Annotated in this window: 15 protein-coding genes; 5 read left to right on the top strand and 10 right to left on the bottom strand. The window is 71.8% G+C overall.

Annotation, left to right across the window (positions count from 1 at the left end):
* Positions 1–229: 229 nt before the first annotated feature.
* Both pepN and ACYBSK_RS08265 read right to left on the bottom strand, forming a co-directional pair.
* Positions 230–2,731 carry an aminopeptidase N gene (gene pepN / locus ACYBSK_RS08270; RefSeq protein WP_460245646.1) on the bottom strand — a complete coding sequence of 834 codons (2,502 nt, stop codon included), beginning with the start codon at positions 2,729–2,731 and terminating at the stop codon, positions 230–232.
* Between the two features lie 125 nt (positions 2,732–2,856).
* A complete protein-coding gene (locus tag ACYBSK_RS08265; protein WP_457476220.1) occupies positions 2,857–3,195 on the bottom strand; it encodes a chorismate mutase in 339 nt (112 codons plus the stop codon).
* A 133-nt stretch (positions 3,196–3,328) separates the two neighbouring features.
* Here ACYBSK_RS08265 and ACYBSK_RS08260 point away from each other — a divergent pair, with 133 nt between their 5' ends.
* Positions 3,329–4,243, top strand: coding sequence for a hypothetical protein (locus ACYBSK_RS08260; RefSeq protein ID WP_457476219.1), 915 nt, complete (start codon positions 3,329–3,331; stop codon positions 4,241–4,243).
* A gap of 112 nt (positions 4,244–4,355) precedes the next feature.
* On the opposite strand, the gene ACYBSK_RS08255 is transcribed toward ACYBSK_RS08260, so the two are convergent.
* A complete protein-coding gene (locus ACYBSK_RS08255) occupies positions 4,356–5,321 on the bottom strand; it encodes an SDR family oxidoreductase (RefSeq protein ID WP_460245645.1) in 966 nt (321 codons plus the stop codon).
* A 1-nt stretch (position 5,322) separates the two neighbouring features.
* Positions 5,323–6,087 carry an SDR family oxidoreductase gene (locus ACYBSK_RS08250; protein ID WP_460245644.1) on the bottom strand — a complete coding sequence of 255 codons (765 nt, stop codon included), beginning with the start codon at positions 6,085–6,087 and terminating at the stop codon, positions 5,323–5,325.
* A gap of 106 nt (positions 6,088–6,193) precedes the next feature.
* On the opposite strand from ACYBSK_RS08250, the gene ACYBSK_RS08245 reads away from it, so the two are divergent.
* The 4 genes from ACYBSK_RS08245 to ACYBSK_RS08230 are packed head-to-tail and all read left to right on the top strand — an operon-like array spanning position 6,194 to position 9,667.
* Positions 6,194–6,964: an enoyl-CoA hydratase family protein gene (locus ACYBSK_RS08245; RefSeq protein ID WP_460245643.1), complete on the top strand. Its 771-nt coding sequence runs from the start codon at positions 6,194–6,196 to the stop codon at positions 6,962–6,964.
* Entirely contained in the window at positions 6,961–7,815 is an 855-nt protein-coding gene (locus ACYBSK_RS08240) for a CoA transferase subunit A (protein WP_460245642.1), read from the top strand. The genes ACYBSK_RS08245 and ACYBSK_RS08240 overlap by 4 nt, the downstream gene beginning before the upstream one ends.
* A complete protein-coding gene (locus ACYBSK_RS08235; protein WP_460245641.1) occupies positions 7,812–8,570 on the top strand; it encodes a CoA-transferase subunit beta in 759 nt (252 codons plus the stop codon). Before ACYBSK_RS08240 ends, ACYBSK_RS08235 begins: the two co-directional genes overlap by 4 nt.
* Positions 8,567–9,667 (top strand): NAD(P)H-dependent flavin oxidoreductase, encoded by a 1,101-nt coding sequence (locus ACYBSK_RS08230; protein ID WP_460245640.1) that lies wholly within the window; start codon positions 8,567–8,569, stop codon positions 9,665–9,667. Before ACYBSK_RS08235 ends, ACYBSK_RS08230 begins: the two co-directional genes overlap by 4 nt.
* Before the next feature lie 141 nt (positions 9,668–9,808).
* Here ACYBSK_RS08230 and ACYBSK_RS08225 read toward each other — a convergent pair whose 3' ends face one another.
* From ACYBSK_RS08225 to ACYBSK_RS08200, 6 genes are all read right to left on the bottom strand, one after another.
* Complete coding sequence (locus ACYBSK_RS08225) at positions 9,809–11,353, bottom strand: DEAD/DEAH box helicase (protein ID WP_460245639.1); 1,545 nt, start codon at positions 11,351–11,353, stop codon at positions 9,809–9,811.
* Positions 11,354–11,487: 134 nt separating this feature from the next.
* Positions 11,488–11,691 carry a cold-shock protein gene (locus ACYBSK_RS08220; protein ID WP_005318814.1) on the bottom strand — a complete coding sequence of 68 codons (204 nt, stop codon included), beginning with the start codon at positions 11,689–11,691 and terminating at the stop codon, positions 11,488–11,490.
* 207 nt (positions 11,692–11,898) lie between these two features.
* Entirely contained in the window at positions 11,899–12,549 is a 651-nt protein-coding gene (locus ACYBSK_RS08215) for a TetR/AcrR family transcriptional regulator (protein ID WP_460245638.1), read from the bottom strand.
* A 13-nt stretch (positions 12,550–12,562) separates the two neighbouring features.
* Positions 12,563–13,720, bottom strand: a complete 1,158-nt coding sequence (locus ACYBSK_RS08210) for an acetyl-CoA C-acetyltransferase (protein ID WP_460245637.1) — start codon at positions 13,718–13,720, stop codon at positions 12,563–12,565.
* Positions 13,721–13,726: 6 nt separating this feature from the next.
* Complete coding sequence (locus ACYBSK_RS08205; RefSeq protein ID WP_457476209.1) at positions 13,727–14,335, bottom strand: TetR/AcrR family transcriptional regulator; 609 nt, start codon at positions 14,333–14,335, stop codon at positions 13,727–13,729.
* Entirely contained in the window at positions 14,332–15,120 is a 789-nt protein-coding gene (locus ACYBSK_RS08200) for an SDR family oxidoreductase (protein WP_460245636.1), read from the bottom strand. The genes ACYBSK_RS08205 and ACYBSK_RS08200 overlap by 4 nt, the downstream gene beginning before the upstream one ends.
* Positions 15,121–15,177 lie beyond the last annotated feature (57 nt).

Raw genomic sequence — 15,177 nt, 5'->3', positions numbered from 1 at the left:
GGGGTGGGGTGGGCGTGTGCTACGGGGGGCGTACGGGTTGCGGGTGGGTGTCCCCGGCCGGGGACGGTGCGGTCGGCCCGGCCTACGTCGCGGGGCTCCGCCCCGGACCCCGCGCCTCAAACGCCGGCGGGGCTGGATCTGCCCAAACGCCGACGGGCTGGATCTGCTCAAAGGCCGCAGGGGCTTGAAAGGGCGGCACCGCCGCAGGAGTTGCGGCGGTGCCGGGGGGTTACGCCTCGCGTACGCGGAGTGCGCGGTGGAGGTCGTCGAGTTGGTCGGTGAGTTTGCGGTGGAGGGACGGGATGGGGGCCGAGGGGCCGTCGGCGAGGTGGGACTCGCCCAGCCGGAGGGTGTCCGCGTCGATGGCGTAGACCGGGAAGGCGTGGCGTCCCGCCGCCTCGGCGATCGCGGGTCCGCGGCGCGCGGCCAGCGCGGTGGCGTCGGTGAAGTAGCGGGGGACGTAGCCGCGCAGGAGGTCGGTCTGTTCGGGTTGCCAGAAGCCCTGGGCCGTGGCGGTGAAGAGGTAGTTGGACAGGTCGTCGTCGGGGTTCGTGGTGAACATCGCGGCCCAGGCCTCGGCCTTGGTCTGCGGGTCGGGCAGGGACGCGCGGCAGCGGGCGGCGCCCTCCTGCCCGGAGGCGCTGGGGTCGTGGGCGAGTTCGGCCTCGATGACGGCTTCGTCGACGGCGCCGAGGACGCTGAGCCGGCCGAGGATGCGCCAGCGCAGCTCGGGGTCGAGTTCGGGTCCGCCGGGGACGGCGCCGGAGTCGTACCAGTCGCGGATGACGTCGGCGTGCCGGGCGGCGTCGATGAGGTGGCGTACGGCGGTGAGGCGGAGCCCGGGGTGGCTGCCGTCCTCGGTGCGGCGGATGAAGTCCTCGCAGAGGGCGGTGATGAGGGTGAGGGCCTCGGGGCGGTCCGCGGGGTCGGTGAAGCGGTCGGCGACCTGGGCGTGGGCGAAGGCGAGGACGCCCTGGACGAGGGCGAGGTCGCTCTCCTCGGGGAGGTGGGTGGCGACGGTCTCCAGGTAGGTGGCGGGGGCGAGTTCGCCGTCGCGGACCATGTCGCGCAGCGCGTTCCACAGGACGGTGCGGGTGAGGGCGTCGGGGATGCCGGAGAGGCCGCGCAGGGCGGTGTCCTGGGAGGCGGCGTCGAGGCGGATCTTGGTGTAGGTGAGGTCCTGGTCGTTGGGGACGATCAGGGCGGGGCGGGGGCCGTGGAACGTGCGGGCCGCTCCGTCGCCGGGGACTTCGACGTCGAGGCGTTCGCGCAGGACGAGTCCGCGGGCGTCGGCGGGTGCGTGGTCGTAGAGGCCGAGGGCGATGCGGTGGGGGCGGCTGCCGGTGCGGTCGACGGTGAGGGTCCAGGCGTCGTCGGTCTCGGTGACGGCGGGGGTGAGGGTGTCGACGCCGGTGGTGCGCAGCCAGGCGTCGGCCCAGGCGTGGACGTCGCGTTCGGTGCCGGAGGCGAGGGATTCGATGAAGTCGGCGAGGGTGGCGTTGCCGAACTTGTGGCGTTTGAAGTGGGTGTTGATGCCGGCGAGGAAGTCCTTCTCGCCGAGCCAGGTGACGAGTTGGCGCAGCGCGGAGGCTCCCTTGGCGTAGGAGATTCCGTCGAAGTTGAGGAGGGCGGAGGCCGTGTCGGGCACGGATTCGGGGGCGACGGGGTGGGTGGAGGGGCGCTGGTCGGCGTCGTATCCCCAGGATTTGCGGGCGACGCCGAAGTCATTCCACGTGTCGGTGTAGCGGGTGGCTTCGGTGAGTGTCTGGTAGCCCATGTACTCGGCGAACGACTCGTTGAGCCAGATGTCGTCCCACCACTTGAGGGTGACGAGGTCGCCGAACCACATGTGGGCCATCTCGTGGGCGATGACCATGGCGCGGGTCTGTCGTTCGGTGTCGGTGACGGCGGAGCGGTAGACGAACTCGTCGCGGAAGGTGACGAGTCCGGGGTTCTCCATGGCGCCGGCGTTGAACTCGGGGACGAACGCCTGGTCGTAGGAGTCGAAGGGGTAGGGCTCCTCGAACTTCTCGTGGTAGCGGTCGAAGCACGCGCGCGTGGCGTCGAGGATCTCGTCGGCGTCGGCGTCGAGGTGGGGGGCGAGGGAGCGGCGGCAGTGCAGGCCGAAGGGCAGGCCGCGGTGTTCGGTGCGGATGGAGTGCCAGGGGCCCGCGGCGACGGCGACGAGGTAGGTGGAGAGCGGGGGTGTGGTGGCGGCGCGCCACTTGCCCTCTCCGAGGTGTTCGGTGATGCCGTTGGCGAGGACGGTCCAGCCTTCGGGGGCGGTGACGGTGAGGTCGAAGGTGGCCTTGAGGTCGGGCTGGTCGAAGGCGGCGAAGACGCGCTGGACGTCTTCCATGAACAGCTGCGTGTACGTGTAGGTCTCGCCGTCGGTGGGGTCGGTGAAGCGGTGCATGCCCTCGCCGGTGTGCGAGTAGCGCATGGAGGTGTCGATACGGAGCTCGTGGGGGCCTGCGGTGAGGCCGGTGAGCGGCAGGCGGTTGTCGGTGAGGGTGGCGGGGTCGAGGGGGTGCCCGTCGAGGGTGGCGGAGCGCAGGGCGGCGGGCTTGAGCTCGACGAACGTGTCTCCGGCCGTGTGGGCGGTGAAGTGGATCTCGGCGTGGGAGTCGAAGGTGTCGTCCGCGACGGTGAGGTCGAGGGCGACGGTGTAGCGGTGGACGTCGAGGAGCCGGGCTCGGGTCTGCGCTTCGCTGCGCGTCAGTACGGGCATGCGGTCATGCTGCCGCATGCCACCGACATCGGGACAGGGTGGATCATGTGGTGCCGCACCGGGGTTTCGGTCGCGGGGCTCTGCCCCGGACCCCGCGCCTCAATCGCCGGCGGGGCTTGATCGGGTCAGCGTTTGGTGTCCTCGGCGATCTGCTCGTGGTGGCGGATGACCTCGCTGATGATGAAGTTGAGGAACTTCTCGGCGAAGGCGGGATCGAGTTTGGCGCTCTCGGCGAGTTGGCGCAGGCGCTCGATCTGGCGGGCCTCGCGGGCGGGGTCGGCGGGCGGCAGCTCGTGTTCGGCCTTGAGGTGGCCCACCTGCTGCGTGCACTTGAAGCGCTCGGCGAGCATGTGGACGACGGCGGCGTCGATGTTGTCGATGCTGTCGCGCAGCCGGCCGAGTTCGGCGCGCACGGCCGGGTCCGTCTGGGGGGCCGGCTTGTCCTGGGGCGTGCTGGTGGTCATGACGGATCAGCCTACGTCCCGGTGGTGCGGGCCTGTGGGGCGGCTCTGGCGTGGTGTCCGGTGCGGGGGTGCGGTCGTACTCTGGTCTGGCCGGGTCCGGGCGCGGGCTCCGGGGCCTTCAGGGGGTGCGCGCGTGGTGGACGGCGGACCGGTGGTGCACGGCTATCCGCATCTGGAGACGGTGCGTACGGCGATCACGGCGCTCTACAGGCGGCTGTCGTACGACACGGTGCACACGTTCGCGTCGAGTGTCGCGCCGGCGGATGTCGCGTTCAGTGATGTCGACGATCTGTATCTGGGTGCGCAGCGGGTGGCGCGGGAGCTGGTGCGGCACTATCGGTTGCCGGACGCGCGGATGATCGTGAGTTTCCGGGAGATGCGGCATGCGGCGAGTGTGGAGCTGGCGGCGGGTCCGGAGTACTTCATCGAGCTGAACGACCGGTTCCGTACGCATCGCCGGGACATCGGTGCGGCGTTGGCGCACGAGATCATGCATGTGTATCTGCATCGGTTGGATCTGTCGCTGCCGGGGACGCGGGACAACGAGATCCTGACGGACACCGCGGCGACGTATCTGGGGGCGGGGTGGCTGTTGCTGGACGCGTACCGGGAGGACGCGGCGTCGTCGCAGAAGCTGGGGTATCTGACGCCGGAGGAGTTCGGGTACGTGCTGGCGAAGCGGTCGCTGGCGTTCGGTGAGGGTCCGGAGACGTGGTTCACGAGTCCGCAGGCGTATGCGGCGTATGCGAAGGGGTTGGCGCAGGCGCGGCGGGACGAGCAGCAGCCTCCGCTGACCGCCGCGGGGTGGGCGGGGCGGCGGCGGTACGCGAAGGACCGGCGGTATGCGCAGGATCATGGTCCGCGGGGGCTGGATCCGGCGGGCCCGTACGTGTTCTCGGCGGCGGTGGACGGTGCGCGGGGGCGTGCTGGCGGGTTGCGGGTGGCGTTCGCGTGTCCGACGTGTCATCAGCGGATCCGGGTGCCGGTGCGGGGCCGGGTGCGGGCGCGGTGTGCGCTGTGCCGGACGGTGCTGGAGTGCGACACGTAGGCGGGCACGTGGGCGGGCGCGTAGGTGGGCGCGTAGGAGGACAGGCAGGCGGACGCGTAGGTGGACACGCTGGCGCCGACGTGGGTCGTCGGGGTGCGGCTTCGTGTGCGCGTCAGGATGCTCCGTAGACGCCTCCCGGTTGTGCGGCGCGTGCGAGGAGGTCGCGGGCGGCGTCTCCGGCGCCCGTGGGGGTCCAGCGTTCCTGCTTGTCGACGGTCGGTCCCGGTCGCCAGCCCTCCATGACGGTGATGCGGCCCGCTTCCACCTCGAAGACGCGGCCGGTGACTCCGTGCGCCGCGGCTCCCGAGCCGAGCCAGACGACGAGCGGTGACACGTTCTCCGGGGCCATCGCGTCGAAGGCGCCGGCTTCGGGTGCGGCCATGGTGTCGGCGAACGTGGCCTCGGTCATCCGGGTGCGGGCGGCCGGTGCTATCGCGTTGACCTGTATTCCGTAGCGGCCCATCTCGGCGGCCGCGACCAGGGTCAGGCCGAGGATTCCGGCCTTGGCCGCGCTGTAGTTGCCCTGTCCGACGGAGCCCAGCAGGCCGGCGCCGGAGGAGGTGTTGACGACGCGGGCGGCGGGGGTCCGGCCCGCTTTCGCCTCCGATCTCCAGTAGGCGGCGGCGTGCTTGAGCGGCAGGAAGTGGCCCTTGAGGTGGACGCGCAGCACGGCGTCCCAGTCGTCCTCGTCGAGGTTGACCAGCATGCGGTCGCGCAGGAACCCGGCGTTGTTGACCAGTGTGTCGAGCCGTCCGAAGGTGTCGACGGCCGCCGCGACGAGTGAGGCGGCGCCTTCGGGGGTGGCGATGTCGCCGCCGTGCGCGACCGCGTCACCCCCCGCTGCCCGTATCTCGTCGACGACGCGGGCGGCCGGGCTGTCCGGCGCGGGTGCGCCGTCGAGGCCCACGCCGAGGTCGTTGACGACGACTTTGGCGCCTTCGGCGGCGTATGCGAGGGCGTGTGCGCGGCCGAGGCCGCGACCGGCTCCGGTGACGGCGACCACCCGTCCCGCGCACAGTCCGTCGCCCCCGTGGTCGTGTTCCGTGTCGTGTCCCACGCCCGGCTCGTTGTTCGTCATCTCAGCTCTCCTTGTTGGCAGTTGCCGCGTCGAGGAACGCGGGGAGTTCGCCGCCGCCGTGCATGAGCAGGCTCGCTCCGGTGATGTACGAGGCGGCGTCCGACGCCAGGAACACCGCCGCGTCGCCGACCTCGCGCGGTTCGGCCAGGCGTCCCATGGGCACGGTGGCGCCGACGGCGGCGATGCCGTCCTCGTCCCCGTAGTGCAGTGCGCTCAGTTCGGTGCGGACCATGCCGAGCACCAGGGTGTTCACCCGTATGTGGGGCGCCCATTCCACGGCCATGGAGCGCGCGAGGTGTTCGAGTCCCGCTTTCGCGGCGCCGTAGGCGGCGCTGCCGGGTGAGGGGCGACTGCCGCTCACGCTGCCGATCATGACGATCGAGCCGTGGGCGGCGGCGAGTTTCTCGCGGGCGGCCAGGGAGGCGGTGAGCGCTGCGGTGAGGTTGAGTTCGAGCACGCGCGCGTGCCGGGCCGCGTCGGCCTGGGCGAGCGGCCGGTACGGTGTGCCGCCCGCGTTGTTGACCAGGACGTCGACCCGGTCGAGGTCCGCGAAGAGGTCCTCGACGGCCGCGGCGTCGCGCAGGTCGACGGGCCTGAACTCGCAGCCCTCCATGGGTTTTTCGGGTGGTCGGCGGGCGCAGGTGATCACCCGCGCTCCGGCCTGCGCGAAGGCGTCCGCGATCCCGGCGCCCACTCCCCTGGTGCCGCCGGTGACGACGGCGACCCGCCCGTCCAGATCCGCCCCGCTGTTCCTCGCGCCGCCCATGGCGCTCCCCTTCCCGTCCGTGTCCCGACCCGTTCCGCTGCCCCTCGCGGCCTGCTACCGTCATCGAGTACCAAACAAACGTTAGGTGGAAAGGTAGCTGAACGCCATGGGTGTCTCCACCTCCTCACCCGAAAAGGGGATCGCCGTCGTCACGGTCGACTTCCCGCCCGTCAACGCGCTGCCGGTGCGCGGCTGGTACGAGCTGGCGGACGCCGTGCGCGCGGCGGGCCGGGACCCGGACGTGCACTGTGTCGTCCTGACCGCGGCGGAGGGCGCCCGCGGGTTCAACGCGGGGGTGGACATCAAGGAGATGCAGCGCGAGACGGCCTCGCCGGGCGGCGGCCACCGCGCCCTGGTCGGTGCCAACCGCGGCTGCTACGAGGCGTTCTCGGCGGTGTACGAGTGCGAGGTCCCGGTGGTCGCGGCGGTCGCCGGGTTCTGCCTGGGCGGCGGTATCGGCCTGGTGGGGAACGCGGACGCGATCGTGGCGAGCGACGACGCGACGTTCGGCCTGCCCGAGCTGGACCGGGGCGCGCTCGGCGCGGCCACGCACCTGGCGCGCCTGGTGCCGCAGCACCTGATGCGCGCGCTGTTCTACACGTCGCGCACGGCCACGGCCGCGGAGCTGCACGCCCACGGCTCGGTGTGGCGGGTCGTACCGCGAGGGCGACTGCGGGAGGCGGCGCTGGAGTTGGCGCGGGAGATCGCCCGCAAGGACGGTTATCTGCTCCGCCTCGCGAAGTCCGCGCTGAACGGCATCGACCCGGTCGACGTGCACCGCAGCTACCGCTTCGAGCAGGGCTTCACCTTCGAGGCGAACCTGAGCGGGGTCGCCGACCGGGTCCGCGACACCTTCGGACAGGAGAGCGACCGATGACCACACCGGACAAGACCATGACGCCCGACGAGGTGGCCGGGCGGCTGCGCAGCGGCATGACGATCGGCATCGGCGGCTGGGGTTCGCGCCGCAAACCGATGGCGCTGGTGCGGGCGTTGCTGCGCAGCGACGTCACGGACCTCACCGTCGTCTCGTACGGGGGCCCGGACGTCGGGATGCTCGCGGCGGCCGGGAGGATCCGCAAGCTGGTCGCGGCCTTCGCGACGCTCGACTCGATCCCGCTGGAGCCGCACTTCCGGGCGGCCCGCCAGAGGGGCGCGTTCGAGCTGATGGAGGTCGACGAGGCGATGTTCATGTGGGGGCTGCACGCGGCGGCGAACCGGCTGCCGTTCCTGCCCGTGCGGGCGGGCATCGGCTCGGACGTCATGCGGGTCAACCCGTCACTGCGGACGGTCACGTCGCCGTACGAGGACGGGGAGACGTTCGTCGCGATGCCGGCGCTGCGCCTGGACGCGGCGCTGGTGCACGTCAACCGCGCGGACCGGGCGGGCAACGGACAGTACCTGGGCCCCGACCCGTACTTCGACGACCTGTTCTGCGAGGCGGCGGACAGCGCGTACGTGTCGTGCGAGCAGCTGGTCGACGGTTTCGGGGCGGCCGCGGTGCCGCAGACGCTGCTGGTCAAGCGGCATTCGGTGACGGGTGTCGTGGAGACGCCCCACGGGGCGCACTTCACCTCCTGCGTGCCCGACTACGGCCGCGACGAGGCGTTCCAGAAGCTGTACGCGCGCACGCCCTGGCCCGAGTTCGCCGAGCGGTTCCTGCCGCCCGGCGGTGACGAGAAGCAGTACCAGTCCGCCGTTCAGGCCTGGCACGAGGAGCAGAAGTGACGACCGCTCAGGACACCGGTGTGACGCGCGCGGAGTACTGCGTGATCGCGTGCGCGGAGGCGTGGCGGGACAACGGGGAGGTGCTGGCGAGCCCCATGGGGCTGATCCCGTCGGTGGGGGCGCGGCTGGCCAAGCGGGCGTTCGCGCCCGAGCTGCTGCTCACCGACGGGGAGGCGATGGTGGTCGGGCTCGACGGCGCGGCGGAGGGCTGGCTTCCGTACCGGCAGCATCTAACGATGGTCACGGGCGGGAAGCGGCACGTGATGATGGGGGCGAGCCAGATCGACCGGTTCGGCAACCAGAACATCTCGTGCATCGGCGACTGGGAGCGGCCGGACCGGCAGCTTCTCGGGGTGCGGGGCGCGCCCGTCAACACGCTGAACAATCCGGTGAGTTACTGGGTTCCCAAGCACAGCCGGCGGGTGTTCGTCGAGAAGGTCGACATGATCAGCGGGGTGGGCTACGACAGCGCGGCCGCGGCGGGCCCGTCGGCGACGCGGTTCCATCGCATCCCGCGCGTGGTGACGAATCTGGCGGTGCTCGACTTCGGGGGGCCGGACCACGCGATGCGGCTCGTGTCCGTGCATCCGGGGGTCACGGTGGCGGAGGTCCAGGAGGCGACGGGGTTCGCGCTGGCGCTCCCCGAGGGCGGCGAGGTACCGCCCACGCGGGAGCCGACGGCGGCGGAGCTGCGGCTGATCCGGGAGGTCGTCGACCCGCAGGGGACGCGGGACCGGGAGGTCGGGCCGGTATGACGTCGCCTTCCCGCCCGGCCGCGCCCGCGGCGGCCGACGCGTTCACGCTCCCCACGGCGCTGACCGGGCTGACCGGCGTGCGCCATCCGATCGTGCAGACCGGGATGGGCTGGGTCGCGGGCCCGCGCCTGGTGTCGGCGACGGCGAACGCGGGGGCGCTCGGCATCCTCGCCTCCGCCACCATGACCCTCGACCAACTGCGGTCCTGCGTACGGGAGGTGAAGGCGCGCACGGACCAGCCGTTCGGGGTGAACCTGCGGGCCGACGCGGGGGACGCGCGCGAGCGGGTCAAGGTGATCGTCGAGGAGGGCGTGCGGGTCGCCTCGTTCGCGCTGGCGCCGTCGCGGGAGCTGATCGCCGAGCTGAAGGACGCGGGCGTCGTCGTCATCCCGTCGATCGGGGCGCGGCGGCACGCGGAGAAGGTCGCGGCGTGGGGCGCGGACGCGGTGATCGTGCAGGGCGGCGAGGGCGGTGGGCACACCGGTGAGGTGGCGACGTCGGTGCTGTTGCCGCAGGTGGTGGATGCCGTGGACATTCCGGTGGTCGGGGCGGGCGGCTTCCGGGACGGGCGGGGCCTGGTCGCGGCGCTGGCGTACGGGGCGGCGGGGATCGCCATGGGGACGCGGTTCCTGCTGACGTCGGACTCGACGGTGCCGGACGCGGTGAAGGCGAAGTACCTCGCGGCGGGCGTCGGGGACGTCACGGTGACGACGGCGGTGGACGGGCTGCCGCACCGCATGCTGCGCACGGAGTTGGTGGAGTCGCTGGAGAACGTGGGGCGTACGCGCGCGCTGGTGCACGCGGTGCGGCGTGCGGCGGCGTTCCGGAGGCTGTCGGGGCTGAGCTGGCGGCGGATGGTGCGGGACGGGCTCGCCATGAAGCACGGCAAGGACATGACCTGGGGTCAGGTGCTGCTTGCCGCGAATACGCCGATGCTGTTGCGGGCGTCGATGGTGGAGGGGCGGACCGACCTGGGGGTGATGGCGTCCGGGCAGGTGGCGGGGGTGATCGAGGATGTGCCGAGTGTGGCGGAGGTGGTGGGGCGGGTGATGAGTGAGGCCCGGGTTGTCCTGGAGGGGCTTCCCGGGCCTCGCTGAGCCTGGGGTGTCGCGCCCTGCCGGGGCGGGGGTCGCGGGGCTCCGCCCCGGACCCCGCGCCTCAAACGCCGGCGGGGCTTGAAAAGCGCGCCTCAAACGCCGGCGGGGCTGTATGCACCCGCCGGATGGAGTCCCTTGCCCCTACGCCGCCTGGCGGGGGCCGCGGCCGCCGCCTCGGCCGCCGCGGCGGTTGGCCGTGGTGGAGGTGGTGGAGGAGGAGCGGCGGCGGGGGGTGGCGGAGCGCTGGCCCTCGGGGGTCGCGGCGCGGCCGGATCCGCCGTTGCCCGAGCCTCCGCGGGAGCGGCGCGAGCGGCGCGGCTTCGTCGAGGCGGCGGGGGCAGTGGGCTCCGGTACGGCGATGGTGACGGCGACACCGGACGGCTCGCGCGCGCCGGTGATCTCCGTCAGCTCCTCGGAGGAGGAGCGGACCTGGGTCGTACGCGGCTGGATCTTGGCGTCGCGCATCAGGCGCTGCACATCGCGCTTCTGCTCGGGCAGGACCAGCGTGACGACGCTGCCGGACTCGCCGGCGCGGGCGGTGCGGCCGCCGCGGTGCAGGTAGTCCTTGTGCTCGGTGGGCGGGTCGACGTTGACGACGAGGTCGAGGTCGTCGACGTGGATGCCGCGCGCGGCGACGTTCGTGGCGACGAGCGCGGTGACGCGGCCGTCCTTGAACTGCTCCAGGGTGCGGTTGCGCTGCGGCTGGCTGCGGCCGCCGTGCAGCGGCGCCGCGTACACGCCGGTGGCGAGGAGCCGCTTGGCGAGCCGGTCGGCGGAGCGCTTGGTGTCGACGAAGAGGATGACGCGGCCGTCGCGGGCGGCGATCCGGGCCGTGACGGCCTTCTTGTCGGTCTCGTCGGCGATGTGCAGGACGTGGTGCTCCATGGTCGTGACCGCGCCCGCCGACGGGTCGACGGAGTGGACCACGGGGTCGTTGAGGAACTGCTTGACGAGCCGGTCCACGTTGCGGTCGAGCGTCGCGGAGAACAGCATCGTCTGGCCGCCGGCCTCGACCTGCTTGAGGAGCGCGGTGACCTGCGGCATGAAGCCCATGTCGGCCATCTGGTCGGCCTCGTCGAGCACCGTGGTGCGCACCGAGCCGAGCACGCAGTCGCCGCGCTCGATGAGGTCCTTGAGGCGGCCGGGAGTGGCGACGACGACCTCGGCGCCGCGGCGCAGCGCGCCGGCCTGGCGGGAGATCGACATGCCGCCGACGACGGTCGCGAGCCGCAGCTTGAGCGCGGTGGCGTACGGGGTGAGGGCGTCGGTGACCTGCTGGGCGAGCTCACGCGTGGGGACGAGGACGAGCGCGAGGGGGGACTTCGGCTCGGCCTTGGCGCCCATGGTGTGGGTGAGCAGCGGGAGGCCGAAGGCGAGGGTCTTGCCGGAGCCGGTGCGGCCGCGGCCGAGGAGGTCCCGTCCGGCGAGCGAGTTGGGAAGCGTCGCGGCCTGGATGGGGAACGGCTCGGTGACGCCCTGTTCGCCGAGCGTCTTCAGGAGGGCGGCCGGCATGTCGAGTTCGGCGAAGCTGTCCACGGCGGGCAGCGCGGGAGTGGTGTTCTCCGGCATGGTGAACTCGCTGGGCGGCGCGGGCTGTTGCCTGCGGCGCTGCTGCTCGGGGGCGCGGCGCTGCCCGGCCGCGGGACGGGGGCCTCGGCGGCGGGACGGGCGGGGAGAACTGGCCATGCGGCGATGCCTTCCGGGACGGGACAGCAGGAACCGGGGCCCGCACCGTGACGGTGCGGGCCCCGGCCCGGTGATGCTCGATCCGACGTCCGCCGGGTGGACCCGGCGAGGTCGGGTGTGATCTACGAGCTAGATCAGGCGGGGAGGATGTTCTCCGCCTGCGGGCCCTTCTGGCCCTGCGTGACGTCGAACGTCACCTTCTGGCCCTCCTGGAGCTCACGGAAGCCCGAGGTGGCGATGTTCGAGTAGTGGGCGAAGACGTCGGCGCCGCCGCCGTCCTGCTCGATGAAGCCGAAGCCCTTTTCCGAGTTGAACCACTTCACGGTACCGGTGGCCATGTCGTTCTCCTTAAGAACAGGTAGCAGTCCCCATTCCGAGAACGCCCAGGTGAACGCCGGAAACCGGGAGATTTCCCCGGTTGAAAACAATAATGCGCCTGAGGAACATTCCCGTCAGGCGCACATAAAGTCTATGGGTACCAAAACTGCAACACGTCGAGCCTAGCATGCGCGTCCCGGGTTACGCCTCCCGCACCTGCGCGCGCCTCACGCACCGTGTTCCCGCGGGCGCACCGCGATGCCGTCGAGCACCATCGACAGGTACTGCCGGGCGATCTCCTCGGGGCTGTGGCGCCCGCCGGGCCGGTACCAGGACGCGGCGACCCATACGGTGTCGCGCACGAACCGGTAGGTGAGGCGGATGTCGAGGTCGGAGCGGAAGACCTGTTCGGCGACGCCGCGCTCCAGGGTGGTCAGCCAGGTCCGCTCGAACCTGCGCTGCGACTCGGCGAGGAACTCGAAGCGTTCCTGCGCGACGAGCTGCTGCGACTCCCGCTGGTAGATCGCGACGGCGGCGCGGTGCCGGTCGATCTCGCGGAAGGACTCGGTGACGAGGGCCTCCAGGGTTTCCCTGGGGCCGAGCTCGTCGTCGAGCACGGTGTCGTAGCCGGACCACAGCTCGTCGAGGAAGGTGCGCAGGATCTCCTCCAGCATCGATTCCTTGGAGTCGAAGTGGTAGTAGAGGCTCCCGGCGAGCATGCCAGCGTGGTCGGCGATCTTGCGGACGGTCGTGGCGTTGTAGCCCTGCTCGGCGAAGACCTCGGCCGCGGTGTGCAGGAGTTCGCCGCGCCGCTCGGGTGCGGCGGCGGTCGACGGCTGGGGCTTCTTCTTCGCGGGCTTCGTTGACTTCGTAGGCACGGGCCCATTGTGGTCACAGGCGCTCGATGATCGTGACGTTGGCCTGGCCGCCGCCCTCGCACATGGTCTGGAGGCCGAAGCGGCCGCCGGTGCGCTCCAGTTCGTGCAGCAGTGTCGTCATGAGTTTGCTGCCGGTGGCGCCGAGGGGGTGACCGAGGGCGATGGCGCCGCCGTTGACGTTGACCTTGTCGGGGTCGGTGCCGGTCTCCTTGAGCCAGGCGAGGACGACGGGGGCGAACGCCTCGTTGATCTCGACGAGGTCGATGTCGTCCATGGTGAGGCCGGTCTTCTTGAGTGCGTACGCGGTCGCGGGGATGGGCGCGGACAGCATCCGGATGGGGTCCTCGCCGCGTACGGAGAGGTGGTGGATGCGGGCCCGGGGGGTCAGTCCGTGTTCCCGTACGGCCTGTTCGGAGGCGAGGAGGAGGGCCGCGGCGCCGTCGGAGACCTGGGAGGAGCAGGCGGCGGTGATGGTGCCGCCCTCGACGACCGGGTTCAGGCCGGCCATCTTCTCCAGCGTCGTGTCGCGGCGGGGTCCTTCGTCGACGGTGACGTCGCCGTGGGTGACGGTTTCCTTGGTGAAGCGGCCCTCGTCGATGGCGCGCAGGGCCCGCCGGTGGGAGCGGAGCGCCCATTCCTCCTGGTCCTGGCGGGTGATGCGCCATTTCCGGGCGATGAGTTCGGCGCCGTGGAACTGGTTGACGGGGGTGTCGCCGTAGCGGGCGCGCCAGCCCTCGCTGCCGAGGAAGGGGCCTTCGGTGAGGCCGAGGGGTTCGGCGGCCTGCCGGGAGGCGTAGGCGATGGGGATCATCGACATGTTCTGGGTGCCGCCCGCGACGACGAGGTCCTGGGTGCCGGAGAGGACGCCCTGCGCGGCGAAGTGGATGGCCTGTTGTGAGGAGCCGCACTGCCGGTCGACGGTGACGCCGGGGACCTCTTCGGGCAGTCCCGCGGCGAGCCAGGCGGTGCGGGCGATGTCGCCGGCCTGGGGGCCGACGGTGTCGAGGCAGCCGAAGACGACGTCCTCGACGGCGGCCGGGTCGACGCCGGTGCGCGCGACGAGTTCCTTGAGGACGTGGGCGCCCAGATCGGCGGGGTGGACGGCGCTGAGTCCGCCCCTGCGCCGCCCGACGGGGGTGCGGACCGCTTCGACGATGTAGGCCTCGGCCATGACTGTTCAACTCCTGACGCGCTGGGGGTGGTGGGGGTGGGCTATCCCGTCGAGCACCATCGCCAGGTACTCGCGGGCGATCTCCTCGGGGCTGTGGCGGCCGCCGGGCCGGTACCAGGACGCGGCGACCCACACGGTGTCGCGTACGAACCGGTAGGTGAGGCGGATGTCGAGGTCGGAGCGGAACGCTCCGGCTGCCACGCCTTCGCGGAGGGTGGTCAGCCACGTCTGTTCGAACTTGCGCTGGGAGGCGGCGAGGAACGCGAAGCGGTCCCTGGCAGCGAGCGCCTTCGACTCCTTCTGGTAAATGGCGACGGCGGGCCCGTGCCGGTCGATCTCGCGGAACGACTCGGTGACCAGGGCCCGCATCGTCTCGCGTGGGTCGTGTCCGGCGGCGAGCACGGTGTCGTAGCGGCCCCACAGTTCGTCGAGGAAGCCGCGCAGTATCTCCTCGACGATGGAGTCCTTGGAGTCGAAGTGGTAGTAGAGGCTGCCCGCGAGCATCCCGGCGGCGTCGGCGATCCGGCGCACGGTGGTGGCGTCGTAGCCGTGCGCGGCGAACACCTCGGCCGCCGTGGCGAGGAGTTCGCGCCGCCGCTCGGGCGAGGGGCTCATGCGCGCTGGCTGCTGACGGAGACGACTTCGCCGGTCATGTACGAGGAGTAGCCGGAGGCGAGGAAGACCATCACGTTGGCCACCTCCCAGGGCTCGGCGTACCGGCCGAAGGCCTCCTTCTCCGTGAGTTCGGCGAGGAGTTCGGCCGAGGTGACCTTGACCAGGTGGGGGTGCATGGCGAGGCTCGGCGCCACCGCGTTGACCCGCACGCCGTACTCGGCCGCTTCTATCGCCGCCGTCCTGGTCAGGGCCATCACTCCGGCCTTGGCGGCGGCGTAGTGCGCCTGTCCGGCCTGGGCGCGCCAGCCGATGACGGAGGCGTTGTTGACGATGACGCCGGTGCGGCCGGTGTCGCGGAAGGCGCGCAGGGCGGCGCGCGTGCAGCGGAACGTGCCGTTGAGCGTGACGTCGATGACGCGGCTCCACTGCTCGTCGGCCATCTCGACGAGCGGCGAAGTGCCGCCGAGGCCCGCGTTGTTGACGACGATGTCGAGTCCGCCGTGCGCCTCGGTGGTGTGCGCGAAGAGGGCGGCGACCTGCTCCTCGTCGGTGACGTCGCAGGGCAGCGCGGTGACCTTGTCGGCGCCGAACTCCTCGGCGAGGGCCTGTTCGCTCTCCTTGAGCCGCCGCGTGTGGGCGTCGCTGAGGACGACGCGGGCGCCCTCCTCCAGGAACCGGCGCGCGGTGGCGCCCCCTATTCCGGCTCCGGCGGCGGCCGTGATCACGGCCGAGCGGCCGTAGAGCAGGTGGTGTCCGGGGACGTACTGGGGGGCTTCGGCGGTCATGCGCGCACCTCGCGGAGTCCGGTTCGAAAGGTCTCGACGCTGTCACTGCGGGTACGG

The sequence above is a fragment of the Streptomyces sp. BYX5S genome, from assembly GCF_054724165.1.
Note: the sequence above shows the minus strand (reverse complement) of the source record. Positions and strands in the feature narration are given on the sequence as shown.